The sequence below is a fragment of the Mitsuaria sp. BK037 genome, assembly GCF_014193045.1.
GTDB lineage: Bacteria > Pseudomonadota > Gammaproteobacteria > Burkholderiales > Burkholderiaceae_C > Roseateles.
The window spans coordinates 652,367-668,652 of record NZ_JACHYS010000002.1; the positions used below are offsets into that span (position 1 = coordinate 652,367).

The 16,286-nt window shown below is 66.4% G+C and carries 14 protein-coding genes; 2 read left to right on the forward strand and 12 right to left on the reverse strand.

Annotation, left to right across the window (positions count from 1 at the left end; all coding sequences use genetic code 11):
* Positions 1-14 precede the first annotated feature (14 nt).
* From aroB to FHT37_RS15055, 8 genes are all read right to left on the reverse strand, one after another.
* The gene (aroB, locus tag FHT37_RS15020; protein ID WP_183482528.1) at positions 15-1,157 is read right to left on the reverse strand and encodes a 3-dehydroquinate synthase; all 1,143 of its coding nucleotides are present in this window, start codon (positions 1,155-1,157) and stop codon (positions 15-17) included.
* The gene (locus FHT37_RS15025; RefSeq protein WP_183483038.1) at positions 1,138-1,743 is read right to left on the reverse strand and encodes a shikimate kinase; all 606 of its coding nucleotides are present in this window, start codon (positions 1,741-1,743) and stop codon (positions 1,138-1,140) included. The genes aroB and FHT37_RS15025 overlap by 20 nt, the downstream gene beginning before the upstream one ends.
* The gene (locus tag FHT37_RS15030; protein WP_183482530.1) at positions 1,740-4,019 is read right to left on the reverse strand and encodes a hypothetical protein; all 2,280 of its coding nucleotides are present in this window, start codon (positions 4,017-4,019) and stop codon (positions 1,740-1,742) included. The genes FHT37_RS15025 and FHT37_RS15030 overlap by 4 nt, the downstream gene beginning before the upstream one ends.
* A gap of 167 nt (positions 4,020-4,186) precedes the next feature.
* Positions 4,187-6,379, reverse strand: a complete 2,193-nt coding sequence (gene pilQ / locus FHT37_RS15035) for a type IV pilus secretin PilQ (RefSeq protein WP_183483039.1) — start codon at positions 6,377-6,379, stop codon at positions 4,187-4,189.
* Positions 6,380-6,405: 26 nt separating this feature from the next.
* Entirely contained in the window at positions 6,406-6,957 is a 552-nt protein-coding gene (locus tag FHT37_RS15040) for a pilus assembly protein PilP (RefSeq protein ID WP_147239785.1), read from the reverse strand.
* Positions 6,957-7,664, reverse strand: coding sequence for a type 4a pilus biogenesis protein PilO (locus FHT37_RS15045; protein WP_183482532.1), 708 nt, complete (start codon positions 7,662-7,664; stop codon positions 6,957-6,959). Before FHT37_RS15045 ends, FHT37_RS15040 begins: the two co-directional genes overlap by 1 nt.
* Before the next feature lie 7 nt (positions 7,665-7,671).
* Entirely contained in the window at positions 7,672-8,280 is a 609-nt protein-coding gene (locus FHT37_RS15050) for a PilN domain-containing protein (RefSeq protein WP_183482535.1), read from the reverse strand.
* A complete protein-coding gene (locus tag FHT37_RS15055; protein ID WP_091731533.1) occupies positions 8,277-9,356 on the reverse strand; it encodes a pilus assembly protein PilM in 1,080 nt (359 codons plus the stop codon). The genes FHT37_RS15050 and FHT37_RS15055 overlap by 4 nt, the downstream gene beginning before the upstream one ends.
* A 441-nt stretch (positions 9,357-9,797) precedes the next feature.
* On the opposite strand from FHT37_RS15055, the gene FHT37_RS15060 reads away from it, so the two are divergent.
* The gene (locus tag FHT37_RS15060; RefSeq protein WP_091727244.1) at positions 9,798-12,239 is read left to right on the forward strand and encodes a penicillin-binding protein 1A; all 2,442 of its coding nucleotides are present in this window, start codon (positions 9,798-9,800) and stop codon (positions 12,237-12,239) included.
* A gap of 122 nt (positions 12,240-12,361) precedes the next feature.
* Here the strand turns inward: FHT37_RS15060 and cyaY are convergent, their stop codons facing one another.
* Entirely contained in the window at positions 12,362-12,709 is a 348-nt protein-coding gene (gene cyaY / locus FHT37_RS15065) for an iron donor protein CyaY (RefSeq protein WP_404932647.1), read from the reverse strand.
* A gap of 117 nt (positions 12,710-12,826) precedes the next feature.
* On the opposite strand from cyaY, the gene lptM reads away from it, so the two are divergent.
* Positions 12,827-12,964 carry an LPS translocon maturation chaperone LptM gene (gene lptM, locus FHT37_RS25785; RefSeq protein ID WP_147239798.1) on the forward strand — a complete coding sequence of 46 codons (138 nt, stop codon included), beginning with the start codon at positions 12,827-12,829 and terminating at the stop codon, positions 12,962-12,964.
* A 248-nt stretch (positions 12,965-13,212) separates the two neighbouring features.
* Here lptM and FHT37_RS15070 read toward each other — a convergent pair whose 3' ends face one another.
* From FHT37_RS15070 to FHT37_RS15080, 3 genes are read right to left on the reverse strand one after another with little or no spacing between them, the layout of a single operon-like run.
* On the reverse strand, positions 13,213-14,229 hold the full coding sequence (locus tag FHT37_RS15070; protein ID WP_255489667.1) for an ABC transporter ATP-binding protein: 1,017 nt from the start codon (positions 14,227-14,229) through the stop codon (positions 13,213-13,215).
* A gap of 26 nt (positions 14,230-14,255) precedes the next feature.
* Positions 14,256-15,251 (reverse strand): ABC transporter ATP-binding protein, encoded by a 996-nt coding sequence (locus tag FHT37_RS15075; RefSeq protein WP_183482537.1) that lies wholly within the window; start codon positions 15,249-15,251, stop codon positions 14,256-14,258.
* A gap of 19 nt (positions 15,252-15,270) precedes the next feature.
* Positions 15,271-16,233, reverse strand: a complete 963-nt coding sequence (locus FHT37_RS15080) for an ABC transporter permease (RefSeq protein ID WP_091727247.1) — start codon at positions 16,231-16,233, stop codon at positions 15,271-15,273.
* Positions 16,234-16,286 lie beyond the last annotated feature (53 nt).

The window sequence follows — 16,286 nt, forward strand, 5'->3', positions numbered from 1 at the left end:
TGGGTTCGGGCTTCTCAGCGTTGTCCGGGCTCGGTGTGGGCCTCGATCACCCCGGCCACCAGCGCATCGGGGGCGCCCCGCAGGCCGGCCTTGCCCAGGGACTCGATGACGACGAAACGGATCTCGCCGCCCTCGTTCTTCTTGTCGACGCGCATCAGCTCGAGCCAGCGCTCGATCGGCATCCGCGGCGCCTTCACCGGCAGCCGGGCGCGCTCGATCAGGCGCGTCATCCGTTCGACGAATGCTGGCGGCATCAAGCCCAGTCGCGCCGACAACTCGGACGCCAGCACCATGCCGCAGCCCACCCCTTCGCCGTGGAGCCACTCGCCGTAGCCGAGGCCGGTCTCGATCGCATGGCCGAAGGTGTGGCCGAAGTTCAGGATCGCGCGCAGCCCGCTCTCGCGCTCATCCTGGCCGACGACCCAGGCCTTGATCTCGCAGCTGCGCCTGACCGCGTGAGCCAGCGCTGACTTGTCGCGTGCGAGCAGGTCGTCGAGGTGGCGCTCGATCCAGTCGAGGAAGGTCGCATCGGCGATCGGTCCGTACTTGATGATCTCCGCCAACCCGGCGGACAACTCGCGATCGGGCAGCGTATCCAGCGTGTCGAGATCGGCCACGACACGCACCGGCTGGTAGAACGCACCGACCATGTTCTTGCCGCGCGGGTGGTTGATCGCGGTCTTGCCGCCCACCGACGAATCGACCTGCGCCAGCAAGGTGGTCGGCACCTGCACGAAGGGCACACCGCGCATGTAGATGGCGGCTGCGAAGCCGGTCAGGTCGCCGATCACGCCGCCGCCCAGTGCGTACAGCACCGTCTTGCGATCGGCCGCACCGGCGAGCAGGTGATCGATGACCCGGTCCAGCGAGGCCCAGTTCTTGTGCTGCTCCCCGTCCGGCAGGATGACCGACTCGACCTGCTTGTAATGCGGCGCCAGCTGGCGCTTCAGGCGTTCGAGGTAGAGCGGCGCGACGGTGTCATTGGTGACGATCAGCGCCACGGCCGCGCGCGGCAGGCCGGACCAGGTCGACGCGTCGTCGAAGAGTCCGGGGCCGATCTGGATGTCGTAGCGGCGATCGCCGAGATCGATGGCGACCGTGGTCGCGCCGGCGGCCGACGCCGCGGAAGACGTGGAATCAGGAAGCGGAGCGGTCATTCCCGGAAGTGTACGGGGCCTCGCTTGCCCCCACGGTCGCCGCCACCCGGGCCGGATCGATCAGACCCGCGAGTTCCAGCTGCATCAGGATCATGTTGGCCAGCCCATGCACCGAGGGGCGGCTCGACTCGAGCACGAAGTGCGCGCAGCGGCGGTAGAGGGGATCGCGCTGGCCATAGAGGTCGCGCAGCTTCGCCAGCGGATTGGCCACTTGCAGCAGCGGCCGCTGGGTGTCGTGCTTCAGCCGCCGGAAGAGTTCTTCAGGCGACGAGCGAAGGTACACGACTGTCGAATTCGCCTTGAGCCGTTCGCGATTGATCTCGCGCAGCACCGCGCCGCCGCCGGTGGCCAGGATCATTTCGCGGTCCGTTCCCGCGCCCTCGAGCAAGCGCGCGATCACACGCGATTCGAGGTCCCGAAACGACGCTTCGCCCTGACGGGCGAAGTAGTCCTTGATCGACTCGCCGCCGAGATCCTTTTCGATCTCGGCGTCGGAATCGACGAAAGGCATGTCGAGCTGTCTGGCCAGCAGTCGGCCGACGGTGGATTTGCCACCGCCGGGCATGCCGACCAGGCTCAACGTCAGTCGCACGCCGCGGGAGTCCCAGGAACGGCGGCCTTGGCCACGTTCTGCGCAAACGTCACCCCAGAACCGCTGGGCGAGGTGACCGTGATGTACACAGTGCCGGAGGCAGTGGTGTCCGCGAACTTGACATCGATCGATGCGCCCGTGGGATACGACGTGCTCGGCGTGGTGGCACCGGCCTGGACCGTGACCGTCAGACCATCGCTGCCGGTCGCCGTGACCTTGGTTCCTGCCGGCATCGGATTGAAGGCCACCGGATTGTTGTCGCTGACAAAGAAGAACAGCGACAGGCTCGACGCGCCGCCCGAATAGACGACGCCCGTACCCACCGGAGCCACCTGACGGAGGTTGGGACGAGCCGCTTCGTCCTGGGAATAGCCCAGCCAGGTCGAACGCTGCACGACGTTATTCGCGTCGCGGTAGTAGCCGTACAGACCACTGCCCTTGGGCTCCTCTCCAAAGGCGCCGAAGTCGATCAGTTCACGCTTGTCCGGGCAGGTACCGCGCAGGTTGTCCGGCGCCTTCAGACCCCAGACGATGCCAGCCGTCGAGGACGAGAAGACCGTCTCCACCGCACGACGGACATAAGCCTTGCCCTGGCCCGCATCGCAGGTGTTCGGCACATACGGCGTGTAGGCGGAGAACTTGAACAGCGAGGTGGCCGGTTGCGTCAGCACGTTGTTCGGATCATTCGAGCAGACGTTGGTTCCGGTGCTGTCGTTCTGCTTGATGAACTGATCGGTGTTGCTGTAGTGGTTGTTGTACAGGCGGTCCAGGAACACCGAACCGAGATTCTGGAACTGCTCGCCGGCGTCGTAGACGTTGTTGCCGTTCTGGTCGATGAAGGACTCTTCACCCAGCGCGTAGGCCAGCACTGTGACCCGTCCGTCAGCCGGACGCGGTTCAGATGAGACAAAGTTCGACGTGGCGCGAGAGATGCCGCTGGCGTCCTTGGCGGTGAACACCGTGTTCACCACCTGGCCGGCTTCCGACACGAAGTTGATCGCCGTGCCGTCCGGCACCGGGTTGCCCAGGCGGTCGGACGCGATGATCGAATAGGTGTTTGCCGTGCCGTCACGGCTGCCGCCTTCGATGTTGATCGTCCCCTGAGCCAGCGAGAAGTTCAGTTGCGAAGGCAGACCGACCGCGATGGACAGGGCGCTGGACACGGTGGAGATCGACGTGCCCTTGAGGGTCGCGGACACCCGGACCGGCGTCGGCACCGTGCCGGAATTGACCCGGACCACCACGTCGCCGTTGTTGTCGGTGTTCTTGGTGATCGTCGTCTGCGTTGCACCATCCAGCGTCAGACCACCGGACCAGATGTTGGCGGTCAGGTCGATCGGCTGGTTCGGCACGCCGTTGCCGCTCGCGTCCACCAGTCGGAAGGTCACGTTCGCGAACTCGGTGTAGCCCGACCCCTTCAGGTAGATCGTCTGGGTCGCGTTGCTGGTGGACTGGATGCTCTGGGCCGAGGGCTTGCCCAGATTCAGCGACAAGGACTGCGTGGCAGCACTGCCGGCGATGGTCGCTTGATAGGTGTCAGTGTTCTGGAAACTGCCGCAGCTGTTGTCGCGGAAGCGGAAGGTCGCCACGCCGGTGCTCGTCGTCACGTTGCTGGCAGGCGTCAAGGTGCCGCGACCGGCGATGACGCAGGCCGATGTCAGCGCCACATTCACCGGCGTGCCGATGGCGGAGGAGGACAGCGCCACGGTCAGCGTGGTTTCCCCATTGGGCGGGAGCGCAGGCAAGGCCAAGTCCGACGTCAGCGAGGTGATCGTGACGTTGGTCGCCGCCAGCTGGAAGCCGGCGCTCGCCGTCACACTGGCCGCGTTGACGCTTGCCGTCGCGGTAATCGTGTCGGCACCGGTGCTGGTGGCGCTGGCCGGAGACAGGGTCACCGTCGCGTCGCCGCTGTCATTGGTCAGTGCCGAGGCCGGCTCGAACTTGCCCAGATTGCCGGTGGTGGCGAACGTCACGACCGTACCCGGGATCGGAGCGCCAGTGGCGGTCCGCAGCGAAGCGGTCACCGTGGCCGGCGCGTTCGCGGTCACCGTCGACGAGGACAAAGCCAAGGTCATCGTCGGCGTGGTGACCGGCGTGGTGCCACCGCCGCCCGTGCCGCCACCGCCCACCACCGGGGTGCCGGCATCACCGCCGCCACCACCGCCGCCGCAAGCGGCCAGCACGGCCACCATCGTGGCCGTCAGCATCAGGCGGGCGGCGCCGCGCGTCATCCCGTTGCCGGCGCCGGCCACTCGTTCGATTCGCTTCATGTCTTGCTACTCCTGCGTCCGCAGCATTTGTTCTGGCCGCGGCATCCTCTCTGATATGCGCTCGCGCCGCCGGCCCTTTCCGGCTCTTGTGGCGGCATTTCTCACGCGAACGCCCTTTGGTTCATGACGGCCGTTGCAGCGAAGCGGCGCCCGAGGCGCCGCCGCGATCAGCGCGTGGCCGTGACGCGATCGCTCACCACCTTCGGCGTGATGAAGATCAGCAGTTCCGTCTTCGCCGAGCTGCGCGACTTGTTCTTGAACAGGTTGCCCAGCAGCGGGATATCGCCCAGGTACGGGACCTTGTTCTCGGTCTCGAGGTCTTCCTGCGTGTAGATGCCGCCGATCACCACCGTGCCGCCGTTCTCGACCAGCACCAGCGTCTGCACATGCTTGTTGTTGATCGCGTAGCCTTGGGGGGTCAGCGTGCCGCGGCTGTCCTTGTTCACGTCCACCGTCAGGATGACGTTCCCTTCCGGCGTGATCTGCGGCGTGACTTCCAGCTTCAGCACGGCCTTCTTGAAGGTGATCGAAGTCGCGCCACTGGACGTTGACTGCTGGTACGGGATCTCCTCGCCCTGCTCGATCAGCGCCTTGGTCTGGTCCGCAGTCACAACGCGCGGGCTCGACACCACCTTGCCGCGGCCATCAGCCTCCAGCGCGGAGATTTCCAGGTTCAGGAACCGGTTCGCCGTGGCGCTGAACAGCGACAGCGCGAAGTTGGCCGCCGTCGCACCACCGAAGGCGTCACCCGAGACATTCGCCGGCAGGTTGACGAACTGCGAGTCGTTGTAGTTGTAGCTCGTCTGCTGGTTGGTCTGCGATCCGACCGCGGAGTAATTGCCGCCAATCGTCACGTAGTTGCTGCCACCGACGTTGTAGCCCGGGATGCCGCCCTGGCGGCCCCGCAGGTCCGAGGCGCCCAGCTTCACACCCAGCGCGCGGCCGAACTTGTCGTCGGCCTCGACGATGCGGGCCTCGATCAGCACCTGACGCACCGGCACGTCGATCTTGGCGATCAGCGCCTGGATCTCTTCCAGCTTGGACGGGATGTCGCTGACGAACAGCTGGTTCGTGCGGGTCTCCCAGATCACGCTGCCGCGCGGCGACAGGATGCGCGACGTGTTCGTGCTGCTACCGCCCTGGTTGTTCTGCCCGGTCAGGCCCTTGGCCACTTCCTCGGCCTTGGTGTAGTTCATCTGGAAGGACTGCGTACGCAGCGGTTCCAGCTGGGCCACGGCCTGCTTGGCCTCGAGCTCGGCCTTCTCCTTGTTGGCCAGCTCTTCCTTCGGGGCGATCCACAGCACGTTGCCTGACTTGCGCAGTCCCAGGCCCTTGGCCTGCAGGATGATGTCCAGCGCCTGGTCCCAAGGCACGTCCTTGAGTCGCAGGGTCACGTTGCCGGTGACGGTGTCGCTGGTCACCACGTTGAAGTTGGTGAAGTCGGCGATGACCTGCAGCAGCGCGCGCACATCGATGTTCTGGAAGTTCAGGCTCAGCTTGTCGCCGCTGTAGCCCGGACCTTGCGTCAGCTTGTTCGGGTCGACCTTCTGCGGCCGCACTTCCAGCACGAACTGGTTGTCGCTCTGGTAGGCGCTGTGCTCCCACACGCCCTTGGGCGTGACGACCAGTCGCACGCGGTCACCCTGCTGGGTTGCCGTCACCGTCTGCACCGGCGTGCCGAAGTCGGTCACATCCAGCTTGCGGCGCAGGCGTTCCGGCAGCGCGCTGCGCAGGAACTCGACCACCAGGTTCTGGCCTTGCTGCTGGATGTCCACGCCGACCTGGCTGCTCGGCAGGTTCACGACGACGCGGCCCGCGCCATCATTGCCGCGACGGAAGTCGATGTCCTGCAGGGCCTGCGTGGTCGAGTTCTGGCTCGGCGCGAAATGCACCGGCTCGGTGGTCGCCGTGGCGGGGCCCGCGGCGGCGGCCGTCGCGGCCGACGGCGCTGCGTCCAGGAAGATCAGCAGCGAGTTGTCCTGCAGCTGCGCGCGGTAGGTGCTCGCCTGACGCAGGTTCAGCACGACGCGGCTGCGATCGCCGGCTTGCGCCACATTGGCGGAACGCATGTTGCCGGAGTTGATCTCGACCGCATTGCGGCCCATGCCGTTGGAAACGCCCGGCAGGTCCAGCGCGATGCGCGGCGGCGCTTGCACGGCGAAGCCGCGCGGCAGTTCGGTCAGGGGTTTCGCGAGCTCGATGCGCACGATGTCGGCGCCGCCCTGCTGGGTCGAACTGATCGACCGGATCATGTTCTGGGCCCAGGCCTGCACCGGCATCAGCACCGCCAGGCTCATCGCGCAGGCCAATGCTTGCCAGCGCTTGGCGCGCCCGGCTCGTTCCCTCGTCTGGACGCTCATCGAAGCGTTCTCCACAACAGTGTTCTTCATCGTCCCTGCTCCTGAAGCTGGAGAGTACTGGTGCGTTCAATCCATTCGCCCGCAGCGTCCTGGACGACTTCTCGCAACGTGATTTCGGTCTCGCTGATCTTGGTGATGCGGCCGAAGTTCTGGCCCAGGTAGTCACCGACCCGGGCTTGATACAGCAGGTTGTCGACCCGCAGCAGCGCGTAGGGACGACCCTCGCGCGAGACGCTGCCGACCATGGCCATGCTGTCCAGCGGGAAGGCTTCCAGCGGCTCGCGACGGCGCTTCATCTCGGCCGCCAGCAGCGAGCTGGGCTGCGCCGCCTCGCGCCGCAGCGCGACCGTCAGCTTCTGGGTGCTGAAGGGGTCGACCACCGCGAGCGCCTCATAGCGCTGTGGCTGGAAGGTCTTGGGCGGCGTCAGCGGCTTGACGGTCGGGCGCGTCTGCTGGCGCTGCTCGTCCATCCACTGCTGCAGTTCGTCGGTTCCAGCGGAGCAGCCCGCCAGGGCGGCACCGACCAGGACGAGACCCAGCAGGCCTCGCGTGCGGTCGGAAGAGCGAACGAGGCGCATCATTTCTTCTTCTCCGCGGCCGCCGCAGCCTTCTTCTGCTCCGCGACCTCGTTGGGGTCGAGGTAGCGATAGGTCCGCGCGGTGGCTTCCATCGTCAGGGTCGCGTTGGTGTCGGTGCGCGGCGGCGCGTTCTGTCCGCCGGTCGCTCCGGGCGCGAGGATCGACATGTCGTGCAGCGTCACGATCCGGGACAGGTTGGACACGTCCGCGGTGAACGAACCGATGTCGTGATAGCGACCCGTCACCTTGATCGCGATCGGCTGCTCGGCGTAGTAGTCGCGCATGACGATGCCGCCCGGGCGGAACAGCTCGAACTGGAGCCCGCGGCCCAGGCCCGCCTGGTTGATGTCCGACAGCAGCGCATCCATCTCGGCCTTGCCGGGCAGCTGCTTCTCGAGCTGCAGGACGTACTCCTCGACCTGGCTCTTCTGCTTGCGCAGCTCCGGCAGGTTCACGGCCTGCGTCAGCTTGCTGTTGAAGTCTTCCTTGAGCTGCGGTTCCTTCTCGCGCTCGGCGTCGAGCGCCGACTGCTCATCCGACAGCACCGCGAACCAGCCCAGCACGACGGTGAGCAGCGCCACCACGATGAACGACACGTAACGCGGCGCCGGCGGCCACTGGCCGGGCTCCTGCATGTTCAGGTTCTGGAACTGGCTGGAGAAGTCCGCGAACCAGGCGTTGAGGTCCAGGTTTTTCAACGTTGCCATGGGGTCCTCACGACTTCTTCGGCGCAGTGCCGGCGCCGCTGGCCGCGCCCGCGGCGGCTTCGGGATTCGCGCTCTTGATGCCGACCTTGATCGAGAAATCGTAGAGGCGGCGGGGATCGCGCGGGTTCACCGGCGCGGCCTTGATCTCGACGAGATCCGGAGCTTCGACCCATTCAGCACGGCTGAGATTGCGCAGCATCTCGGACACGCGCTCATTGGACGCCGCCACGCCGGCGATCACGACGACCTTGTTGGTCTGACGCACCGACTGCAGGAACACCCCTTCCGGCGTGAACTGGGCCAGCTCGTTGAGCAGGTGGACCGGCGTGTTGCGATCGCTTTGCAGGTTTTCCACCGCGCGCTGGCGGGCACGCAGTGCCTCGATCTCGGCGCGCAGCGTCGCGATGTCCTTGATCTGCGTGTCGAGCTTGGTGATCTCGGCCTTCAGATAGTCATTGCGCTCCGCCTGGGCGGCGGTCAGTTGCTGCAGCAGCAGGTAGATGAACGCGGCGATCAGCAGACCGACGACGAAGGACATTCCCAGCCCGACGAAGAACGCGGCCTTGCGGCGCTTGCGCTTCTCCTCGCGGTGCGGGAGCAGGTTGATCAGAATCACTGAAAGAACCTCCGCATGGCGAGGCCGCAGGCCGTCAGGTACGCAGGGGCTTCACGGCGCAGCTTGGACTCGCGCACCGCGGACCCGAGCACCATGTTCTCGAACGGGTTCACCACCATGCAGGCAAAGCCGGTCAGTTCGGTCACCCGTTCCTTCAGGCCCGGCAGCGTGGCGGTGCCGCCGGCCAGCATCACGTAGTGGACCTTGTGGTGCGGGGTGCTGGTGAAGAAGTACTGCAGCGCCCGGCCGATCTCCTGGGACAGGGAATCGACGAACGGCGTCAGCACCTGGGGCTCATAGTCATCAGGCATTTCGCCGCTGAGCTTCTTCTGCTCGGCCTCCTCGAACGAGAAGCCGTACTGGCGCGAGATCAGCTGCGTCAGCTGCGAACCGCCGAAGGCTTGGTCACGGTCGTAGAGCATTTCGTCGTCGCGCAGCACCTTCAGCGAGGTGGTGTCGGCGCCGATCTCGAACAGCGCGACGAGCGCGTCCTTGCCCTCGTTGGGCAGCGTCTCGACCAGCCGACCCACCGCCATGCGGGAAGCATGCGACTCGATGTCCAGCACGACGGGCTTGAGGCCGGCGGCCTCCGCGAGCGCCTGCCGATCCTGCACGCGGTCCTTGCGGGACGCGGCGATCAGCACCTCGACGTCGCCCACCGACGTGGGGCTGGGGCCGATGACGCAGAAGTCCAGCGACACCTCGTCCAGCGAGAACGGGATGTACTGGTTGGCTTCGGCCTCGACCTGCAGCTCGAGTTCTTCCTCGCGGAGCCCCGCGGGAAGCATGATCTTCTTGGTGATCACCGAGCTCTGCGGCATCGCCAGCGCGGCCTGCCGCGTGCGGCTGCCGCTCCGGGTGACCACCCGCCGGACCGCGTCCGCGACCTCGTCGAATTTCTCGATCTGGCCGTCGGTAATCCAGCCCTTTTCAAATGGCTCGGTCGCGAAACGTTCCAAAACGTATTCGCCGCTCGAGTTTTGACTCAATTCCACAAGCTTGACACTGGACGATGAGATGTCCAGGCCAATCATGGGTGGATGCGCACGTCCGCGCAGTAGATCCAACAGCCCCATGATGCGTTCCCCCAACGCGCCGCTCATGCGCCGGTTTGTTAATAAGTTACTTGAATGCTATCAGCAAAGCCTTTGTCAGCCCAAGGCAAAGCGGTCACAGCAAGTAACGCAGCGTTGCGTAACATACACGCCACCGAGGGGTGGTAAAGCGTCGAAAAATGCGCTTTCGACACCCCATTCCGTACGGTTTCGCGGCAGATTTCCGCTTTGCCCAATTCCCCTTTCGACCACCTTGTGAGGGATGTCTCGCGGGGAGGAAAAGGCAGCCGCGCAGTGTCCGCGAAAGTCCCGACAACTCCTGTAACAGTCAAGGGTGGTGGTCCGGGACGCGTCGGGCCGGCTCCGAGGCCGTTCCTATAATCGCCGCTCGCGGCCCGCATCGTCACCCGTAGAGGCCCTGATAGGGCGCGGCCAGGCACGCAAGATTGCACACTCCGGCCCATGCCCTCGAAGCATTCCTCCGACAACGAACCCTCCTTCGACGCCCCCTCCGATGCCGGCAAGGGCGCCGCTTCCAAGCCAGACAAGGGCGGCTCCCCCCGCAAGAAGGCCAAGGGGGGAGACAAAGCCCGGCGTCCCTGGTTCGTTCGAGCACTGGGATGGCTGGTCGGGCTGATCCTGGCCGGCGCGGGCGCGGTGGTGTTGCTGGTGGGCATGGCCCTGGCGATTGCCTATCCGCAGCTGCCCGACATCAGCGGGCTGACGGATTACCGCCCCAAGCTGCCGCTGCGCGTGCTCTCCAGCGAGGGTCAGTTGCTGGCCGAGTACGGCGAGGAGCGCCGCAGCTACTCCGACATCCGCGAGATTCCCAAGGTGATGCAGGACGCGATCCTGGCCATCGAGGACGCGCGCTTCTACCAGCACGGTGGCGTGGACTACCTGGGCGTGATTCGCGCCGGCCTGGCCAACGTCAGCGAGTCCAAGAGCCAGGGGGCGTCCACCATCACGATGCAGGTGGCCCGGAACTTCTATCTCTCCACCGAGAAGACCTTCACCCGCAAGATCTACGAGATCCTGCTGGCGCTGAAGATCGAGAGCGCGCTGCCCAAGGAGAAGATCCTCGAGATCTACATGAACCAGATCTTCCTGGGACACCGGGCCTACGGGTTCGCGGCGGCCAGCGAGGTCTATTTCGGCAAGCCGCTCAAGGATCTGTCGATCGCCGAGGCCGCGATGCTGGCCGGGTTGCCGAAAGCACCATCTGCTTACAACCCGATCAACAATCCGCGCCGGGCAGTGTTGCGCCAGCAATACATCATCGATCGGATGCTGGAAATGGGCTTCATCACGCCCGAGCAGCACGCGCAGGCGAAGGCTGAAAAGCTGCGCATCCGCCCGCCGCAGGAAGCGGCCAGCCACGCCGAGTACGTGGCGGAGCTGGCCCGCCAGCTGATCTTCAGCCAATACGGCGACGAGGCCTACACCCGCGGCCTGAACGTCTACCTGACGCTGCATGCCGACGAGCAGGAGCGCGCCTACCGGGCGCTGCGCCGCGGGATCATGGATTACGAGCGGCGGCAGGTGTATCGCGGTCCCGAGGCTTACGTGGACCTGCCGGCCGACCCCAAGGAGTTGGACACCCGGATTGCCGAGGCGCTTTCCGACCACCCCGCCAATGACGAGTTGCTAGCGGCCGTGGTGCTGGAAGCCAGCCCCAAGCAAGTCGTGGCGGCGCTGCAGAGCGGTGAGTCGGTGACGATCACCGGCGATGGCCTCAAGCCAGCGACCTCCGGCCTGTCCGAGAAAGGCAATCCCAAGACGCGCATCCGACGCGGCGCAGTGATCCGTGTGATCAAGCTGGTCAAGAACAACAAGGACGAGTGGACGATCACCCAGTTGCCGGAAGTCGAGGGCGCGATGGTGGCGCTCAGTCCGAAGGACGGCAGCGTGCGCGCGCTGGTCGGTGGCTTCGACTACAACAAGAACAAGTTCAACCACGTCACGCAGGCGTGGCGACAACCCGGCTCGAGCTTCAAGCCGTTCATCTATTCGGCGGCGCTGGAAAAGGGCTTCAACGGCGCCACCATCGTCAATGACGGTCCGCTCTTCTTCGACGCCACGACGACGGGCAGCCAGCCTTGGGAGCCGAAGAACTACGACGGCCAGTTCGATGGCCCGATGCCGCTGCGGCGAGCGTTGGCCAAGTCCAAGAACATGGTGTCCATCCGAGTGCTGCAGTCGGTGGGCGTCAAGTACGCGCAGGACTGGATCACGCGCTTCGGTTTCGATGCGGACAAGCACCCCGCCTACCTCACGATGGCACTGGGCGCCGGCTCGGTGACGCCGATGCAGATGGCGCAGGCGTATTCGGTGTTCGCCAACGGCGGCTACCGGATCGCGCCGCAGCTGGTGCAGCGCATCACCGACCACGCCGGGCGCGTGCTGTATCAGCAGCAAGCGAAGCCCTTCGAGGATTCGCAGCGCGCGATCGAGCCGCGCAACGCCTTCCTGATGGACAGCCTGCTGCAGGAGGTGGCGCGCAGCGGCACGGCGGCGCGCACGCAGGCCACGCTCAAGCGGCCCGACATCTACGGCAAGACCGGCACCACCAACGATTCGATGGACGCGTGGTTCGCGGGCTTCCAGCCGGACCTCGTCTCGGTCGTCTGGATCGGCTACGACCAGCCTCGCAAGCTGGGCGACCGCGAGACCGGCGGCGGACTCGCGCTCCCGGTGTGGATCGAGTTCATGCAGTACGCGTTGCGCAACACCCCGGTGCAGGAGATCCAGCCACCCGAAGGGGTGGTCAACGTCAACGGCGAGTGGTTCTACGACGAGTTCACCAACAACAACGGGGTGAAGGCACTTGGCAACGAGGAGCACGTGCCGACGTCCGGCACCGAGGAAGAGAAGAAGAGCATCCTCGACCTCTTCAAGCGCTGAGCGGCCTGGCCGCCCCCCCCCAAGTGCGAAGGCGCCCCGCGGGGCGCCTTTTTCATGTCGGGCTCATGCGGGCTGTGCTCATGCTGCCGGGCCTTGCGGCGCCGGCATCCCGAGGTGGGCAGTCAGACGCCGATGAACTTCAGCGCCTTGGCGCCGTGGTGGGAGGCTTCCTCGGACAGCCGGGCGAAGAATTCCTGGCCGTCCTTGGTATCGCGCCAGTGGCCGTCGACGAATTTGAAGTGGTAGCCGCCGCGACGCGACGCGAGCCAGAGCTCGTGCAGCGGTGGCTGCGTGTTCACGACGATCTTGCTGCGATCCGGGAACTGCAGTTCCAGAAGCCCGCCGGTCCGATGCTGGTCGACGTCGATGACGTCGTCGTCGAGCCAGGCGTCGATGGTGGATTCGATGCTGGCCAGTACGGCGTCGGTGCGTGCGTCGTATTCGGCGTCGGTCAGCGGGGTGGCGGTCATGTGCAGCGGGAAGCGGACTCGCTAGACTGCGAGCCCATGAAGAACGTGAAGACGCGAAGTGTAGGCGCAGCCTGCCGGCCCGCTCGTCGTGGCGCCCCCAAGGCCCTGACGACCTTGATGTTGTGCGCCGCCCTGGCCCTCACGGCCTGCGGCCAGAAACGCCCGCTGCAACTCCCCCAGCACGCCAAGCATCCGCCCGCGGCGGCCGCCGCTCCCGCGCAGCCTGCCGCCTCCGCCGCCAGCGCCCCGAACTGACGCCATTTCACCCCGCCCCGCCCACACCCTCTCGAAGTCCTCGCCGTCCGCACCGAAGTCCTCGTTCTCACTTCGTGGGCAGGGCCGGGGCCGGCGACGAAGTCGTGCCGTCCAGACTGACTGGGCGCGTTCTGTCTGACCAAAGCGAGCCGCAGGCGAGCGGCGGGAGTTGAGCGCCTGAGGCACGACGGGAGTCGCCGGCCCCGGCCCTGCCCACGCCGCTCACCAGCCGAAGTAGGCCCCGGTCATCAGATCCTCCCCTCCTCCACCGCATGGCAAGCGACCCGAACGCCGTTGAGTGCCAGCAGCTTCGGCCGCTCCGCACTGCAGCGCGAATTCGCATGCGGGCACCGCGGATGGAAGCTGCACCCGCTGGGGGGATTGAGCGGATTCGGCACTTCTCCCTGAACGGGTGTCCGCGCCCGTCCTGACATGTGGATGTCGGGAATCGCGTCCAGCAGCATGCGCGTATACGGATGGCGCGGCGTGGCGAACAGTGCGCGCTTGTCTGCCTGTTCCACCAGCCGGCCGAGGTACATCACGCCGACCTGGTCCGCGACATGCCGCACCACGGCGAGGTTGTGGGAGATGAAGAGGTAGGTCAGTCCCTGCTTGCGCTGCAGGTCTTTCATGATGTTGAGGACTTGGGCCTGGACTGAGACGTCGAGCGCGGAGGTGGGCTCGTCGCAGACGAGGAACTCTGGTTCCGTGGCCAGTGCCCGGGCGATCGAGATGCGTTGCCGCTGCCCGCCGGAGAACTGATGCGGGAACTTTTCCGCGTCGGCTGGCGAGAGACCCACGGACTGCAGCAACTCGCCGACGCGGCGCTTGAGTCCATCGGCATCGCGCACCAGGCCGTGCTCGCGCAGCGGCTCCGCGACGATGTCCTGTACTTTCCAGCGCGGGTTCAGGCTCGCATAGGGGTCCTGGAAGATCATCTGCATCCGGCGTCGCAAGGCCAGTGCCTTCGGGCCTTTCAGCGTGGTCGCGATGTCCTCGCCGTCGAAGCGCACTTCGCCCTGCGTCGGGGTGTACAGGCCGACCAGCAGGCGGGCGACGGTGCTCTTGCCGCATCCGGACTCGCCGACCAGTGCGAGCGTGCGGCCCTTTTCGATCGTGAAGCTGACGCCGTCCACCGCATGCACGAACTGCCGCGGCTTGCGCTCGACCACGCGGTTCAGCCACGGGGCCGACACGTCGAAGGTCTTGGCCAGTTCGCGCACCTCGACAAGCGCGGTACCGGTCGTCGTCGCCTTGGCGCCCATCGGGTGGGACGTCTCCGTCATCACGGTCATGCAACACCTCCCTGCACGGTGGCCAGGTCAGTCGCGTGCAGCCAGCAGGCCGCGTCGGTCGCGGCGGCCTTCATCAGTTCAGGGCGCTGCTGATGGCAGCGATCGAAGGCCTTCGGGCAGCGGGGATGGAAGGCGCAGCCGGTCGGAATCGCATTGAGGCGAGGCATCGCGCCGTCGATCTGCACCAGCCGCTCGCGGTCCTCGTCCATCGCCGGGATCGAGCCCATCAGGCCCGAGGTGTAGGGGTGACCAGGGCGATGGATCACCTCCTGCACCGGACCGATCTCGGCCACGCGCCCGGCGTACATCACCGCCACGCGATCGCAGGTCTCGGCGATGACACCCATGTCGTGGGTGACCAGCATCACGGCCGCGCCCTGCTCGCGGCATACCCGCTTGAGCAGGGCGATGATCTGCGCCTGGATGGAGACGTCCAGCGCGGTCGTCGGCTCGTCCGCCACGATCAGCTTCGGATCCGCCGCCAACGCCAGGGCGATCACTACGCGCTGCCGCATACCGCCGGAGAACTGGTGCGGGTACTGGTCCACCCGAGCCTCGGGCGCCGGAATGCCGGTCGCGGCCAGCAACTCGATCGCGCGGGCGCGTGCCTGTTTGGCCGTCAGCCCCAGGTGGGTCGTGATGGTCTCCACCAACTGGCGACCCACGGTGTACAGCGGGTTCAGCGAAGTGAGCGGGTCCTGGAAGATCGCGCCGATCTGTCGCCCGCGGATGCGCCGCATCTGGTCGGCGGGCAGGTTGTCGATGCGCTTGCCCTCGAGGAGGATCTCGCCGCCGGCGATGCGCCCGGGCGGTTCGAGCAAACCGATGATCGCGGAGCCGGTCAGCGACTTCCCGGCGCCGGACTCGCCGACGACGCCGAGCACCTCGCCCGGCGCGATGTCGAAGGACACGTCGTCCAGCGCCAGCAGCGTGCCGCGCCGGGTCGGAAATTCCACGCGCAGGTGGCGGACTTGCAGGAGAGCTGCGGTCATGGGGCCGTCCATCGAAGCATCAGCGCAGGCGGGGATTGAGCGCGTCGCGCAGCCAATCGCCGAGCAGGTTCACCGACAGCGCGATCAACACCAGCATCGCGCTCGGCCAGATGGTGATCCACCATTCGCCGGAGAACAGGAAGTCGTTGCCGATGCGGATCAACGTGCCCAGCGACGGACTGGTCGGCGGCACGCCGACGCCGAGGAAGGACAGCGTCGCCTCGGTCAGGATCGCGGACGCCACCTGCAGCGTCGCCAGCACCAGCACCGGCCCGGTGACGTTGGGTAGCACATGGCGCCACATGATCGCCAGCGGCTTGACGCCGATCACGCGCGCAGCCTGGACGTATTCCTTGTTGCGCTCGACCAGCGTCGAGCCCCGCACCGTGCGCGCGTACTGCACCCAGCCGGTCAGCGCGATCGCCAGGATCAGCACGGCGAAGGCCAGCGTGTCGTGCGCGTCTTTGAAGACCACGCGGCCGATGCCGTCGATCAGCAGCGCGATCAGGATGGACGGGAAGGACAGCATCACGTCGCAGATGCGCATGATGAAGGCATCGACCTTGCCGCCGACGAAGCCGGCCAGCAGTCCCAGCCCGACGCCGATGATCATCGACAGGATCACCGACGCCACGCCCACCAGCAGCGAGATGCGGGCGCCGTACATGATCGCGGAGAGCAGGTCGCGGCCCTGGTCGTCGGTGCCCAGCAGGTACTTGCTGGAACCGCCCTCGATCCAGGCCGGCGGCAGGCGCGAGTCCATCAGCTCCAGCGCGGAGAGATCGAAGGGATCGTGCGGCGCGATCCAGGTCGCGAAGAGCGCGCAGACCACGCAGCACAGGGCCACGAAGGCGGCGACCATCGCCGTCGGCGAGTGGGTGAAGGAGTGCCAGACGTCGCCGTCCAAGAAGCGGCTGAGCGCGTTGGGCGGCCGGGCAGCCGGCGCGCCGGAGGCCGGCGAAGGGGGAAGTGAGGCGGTCATTCGGGAATGCGGGCAGCGGGCTGTCGGATCGATGGCGAGCGGAACGCGCGGCG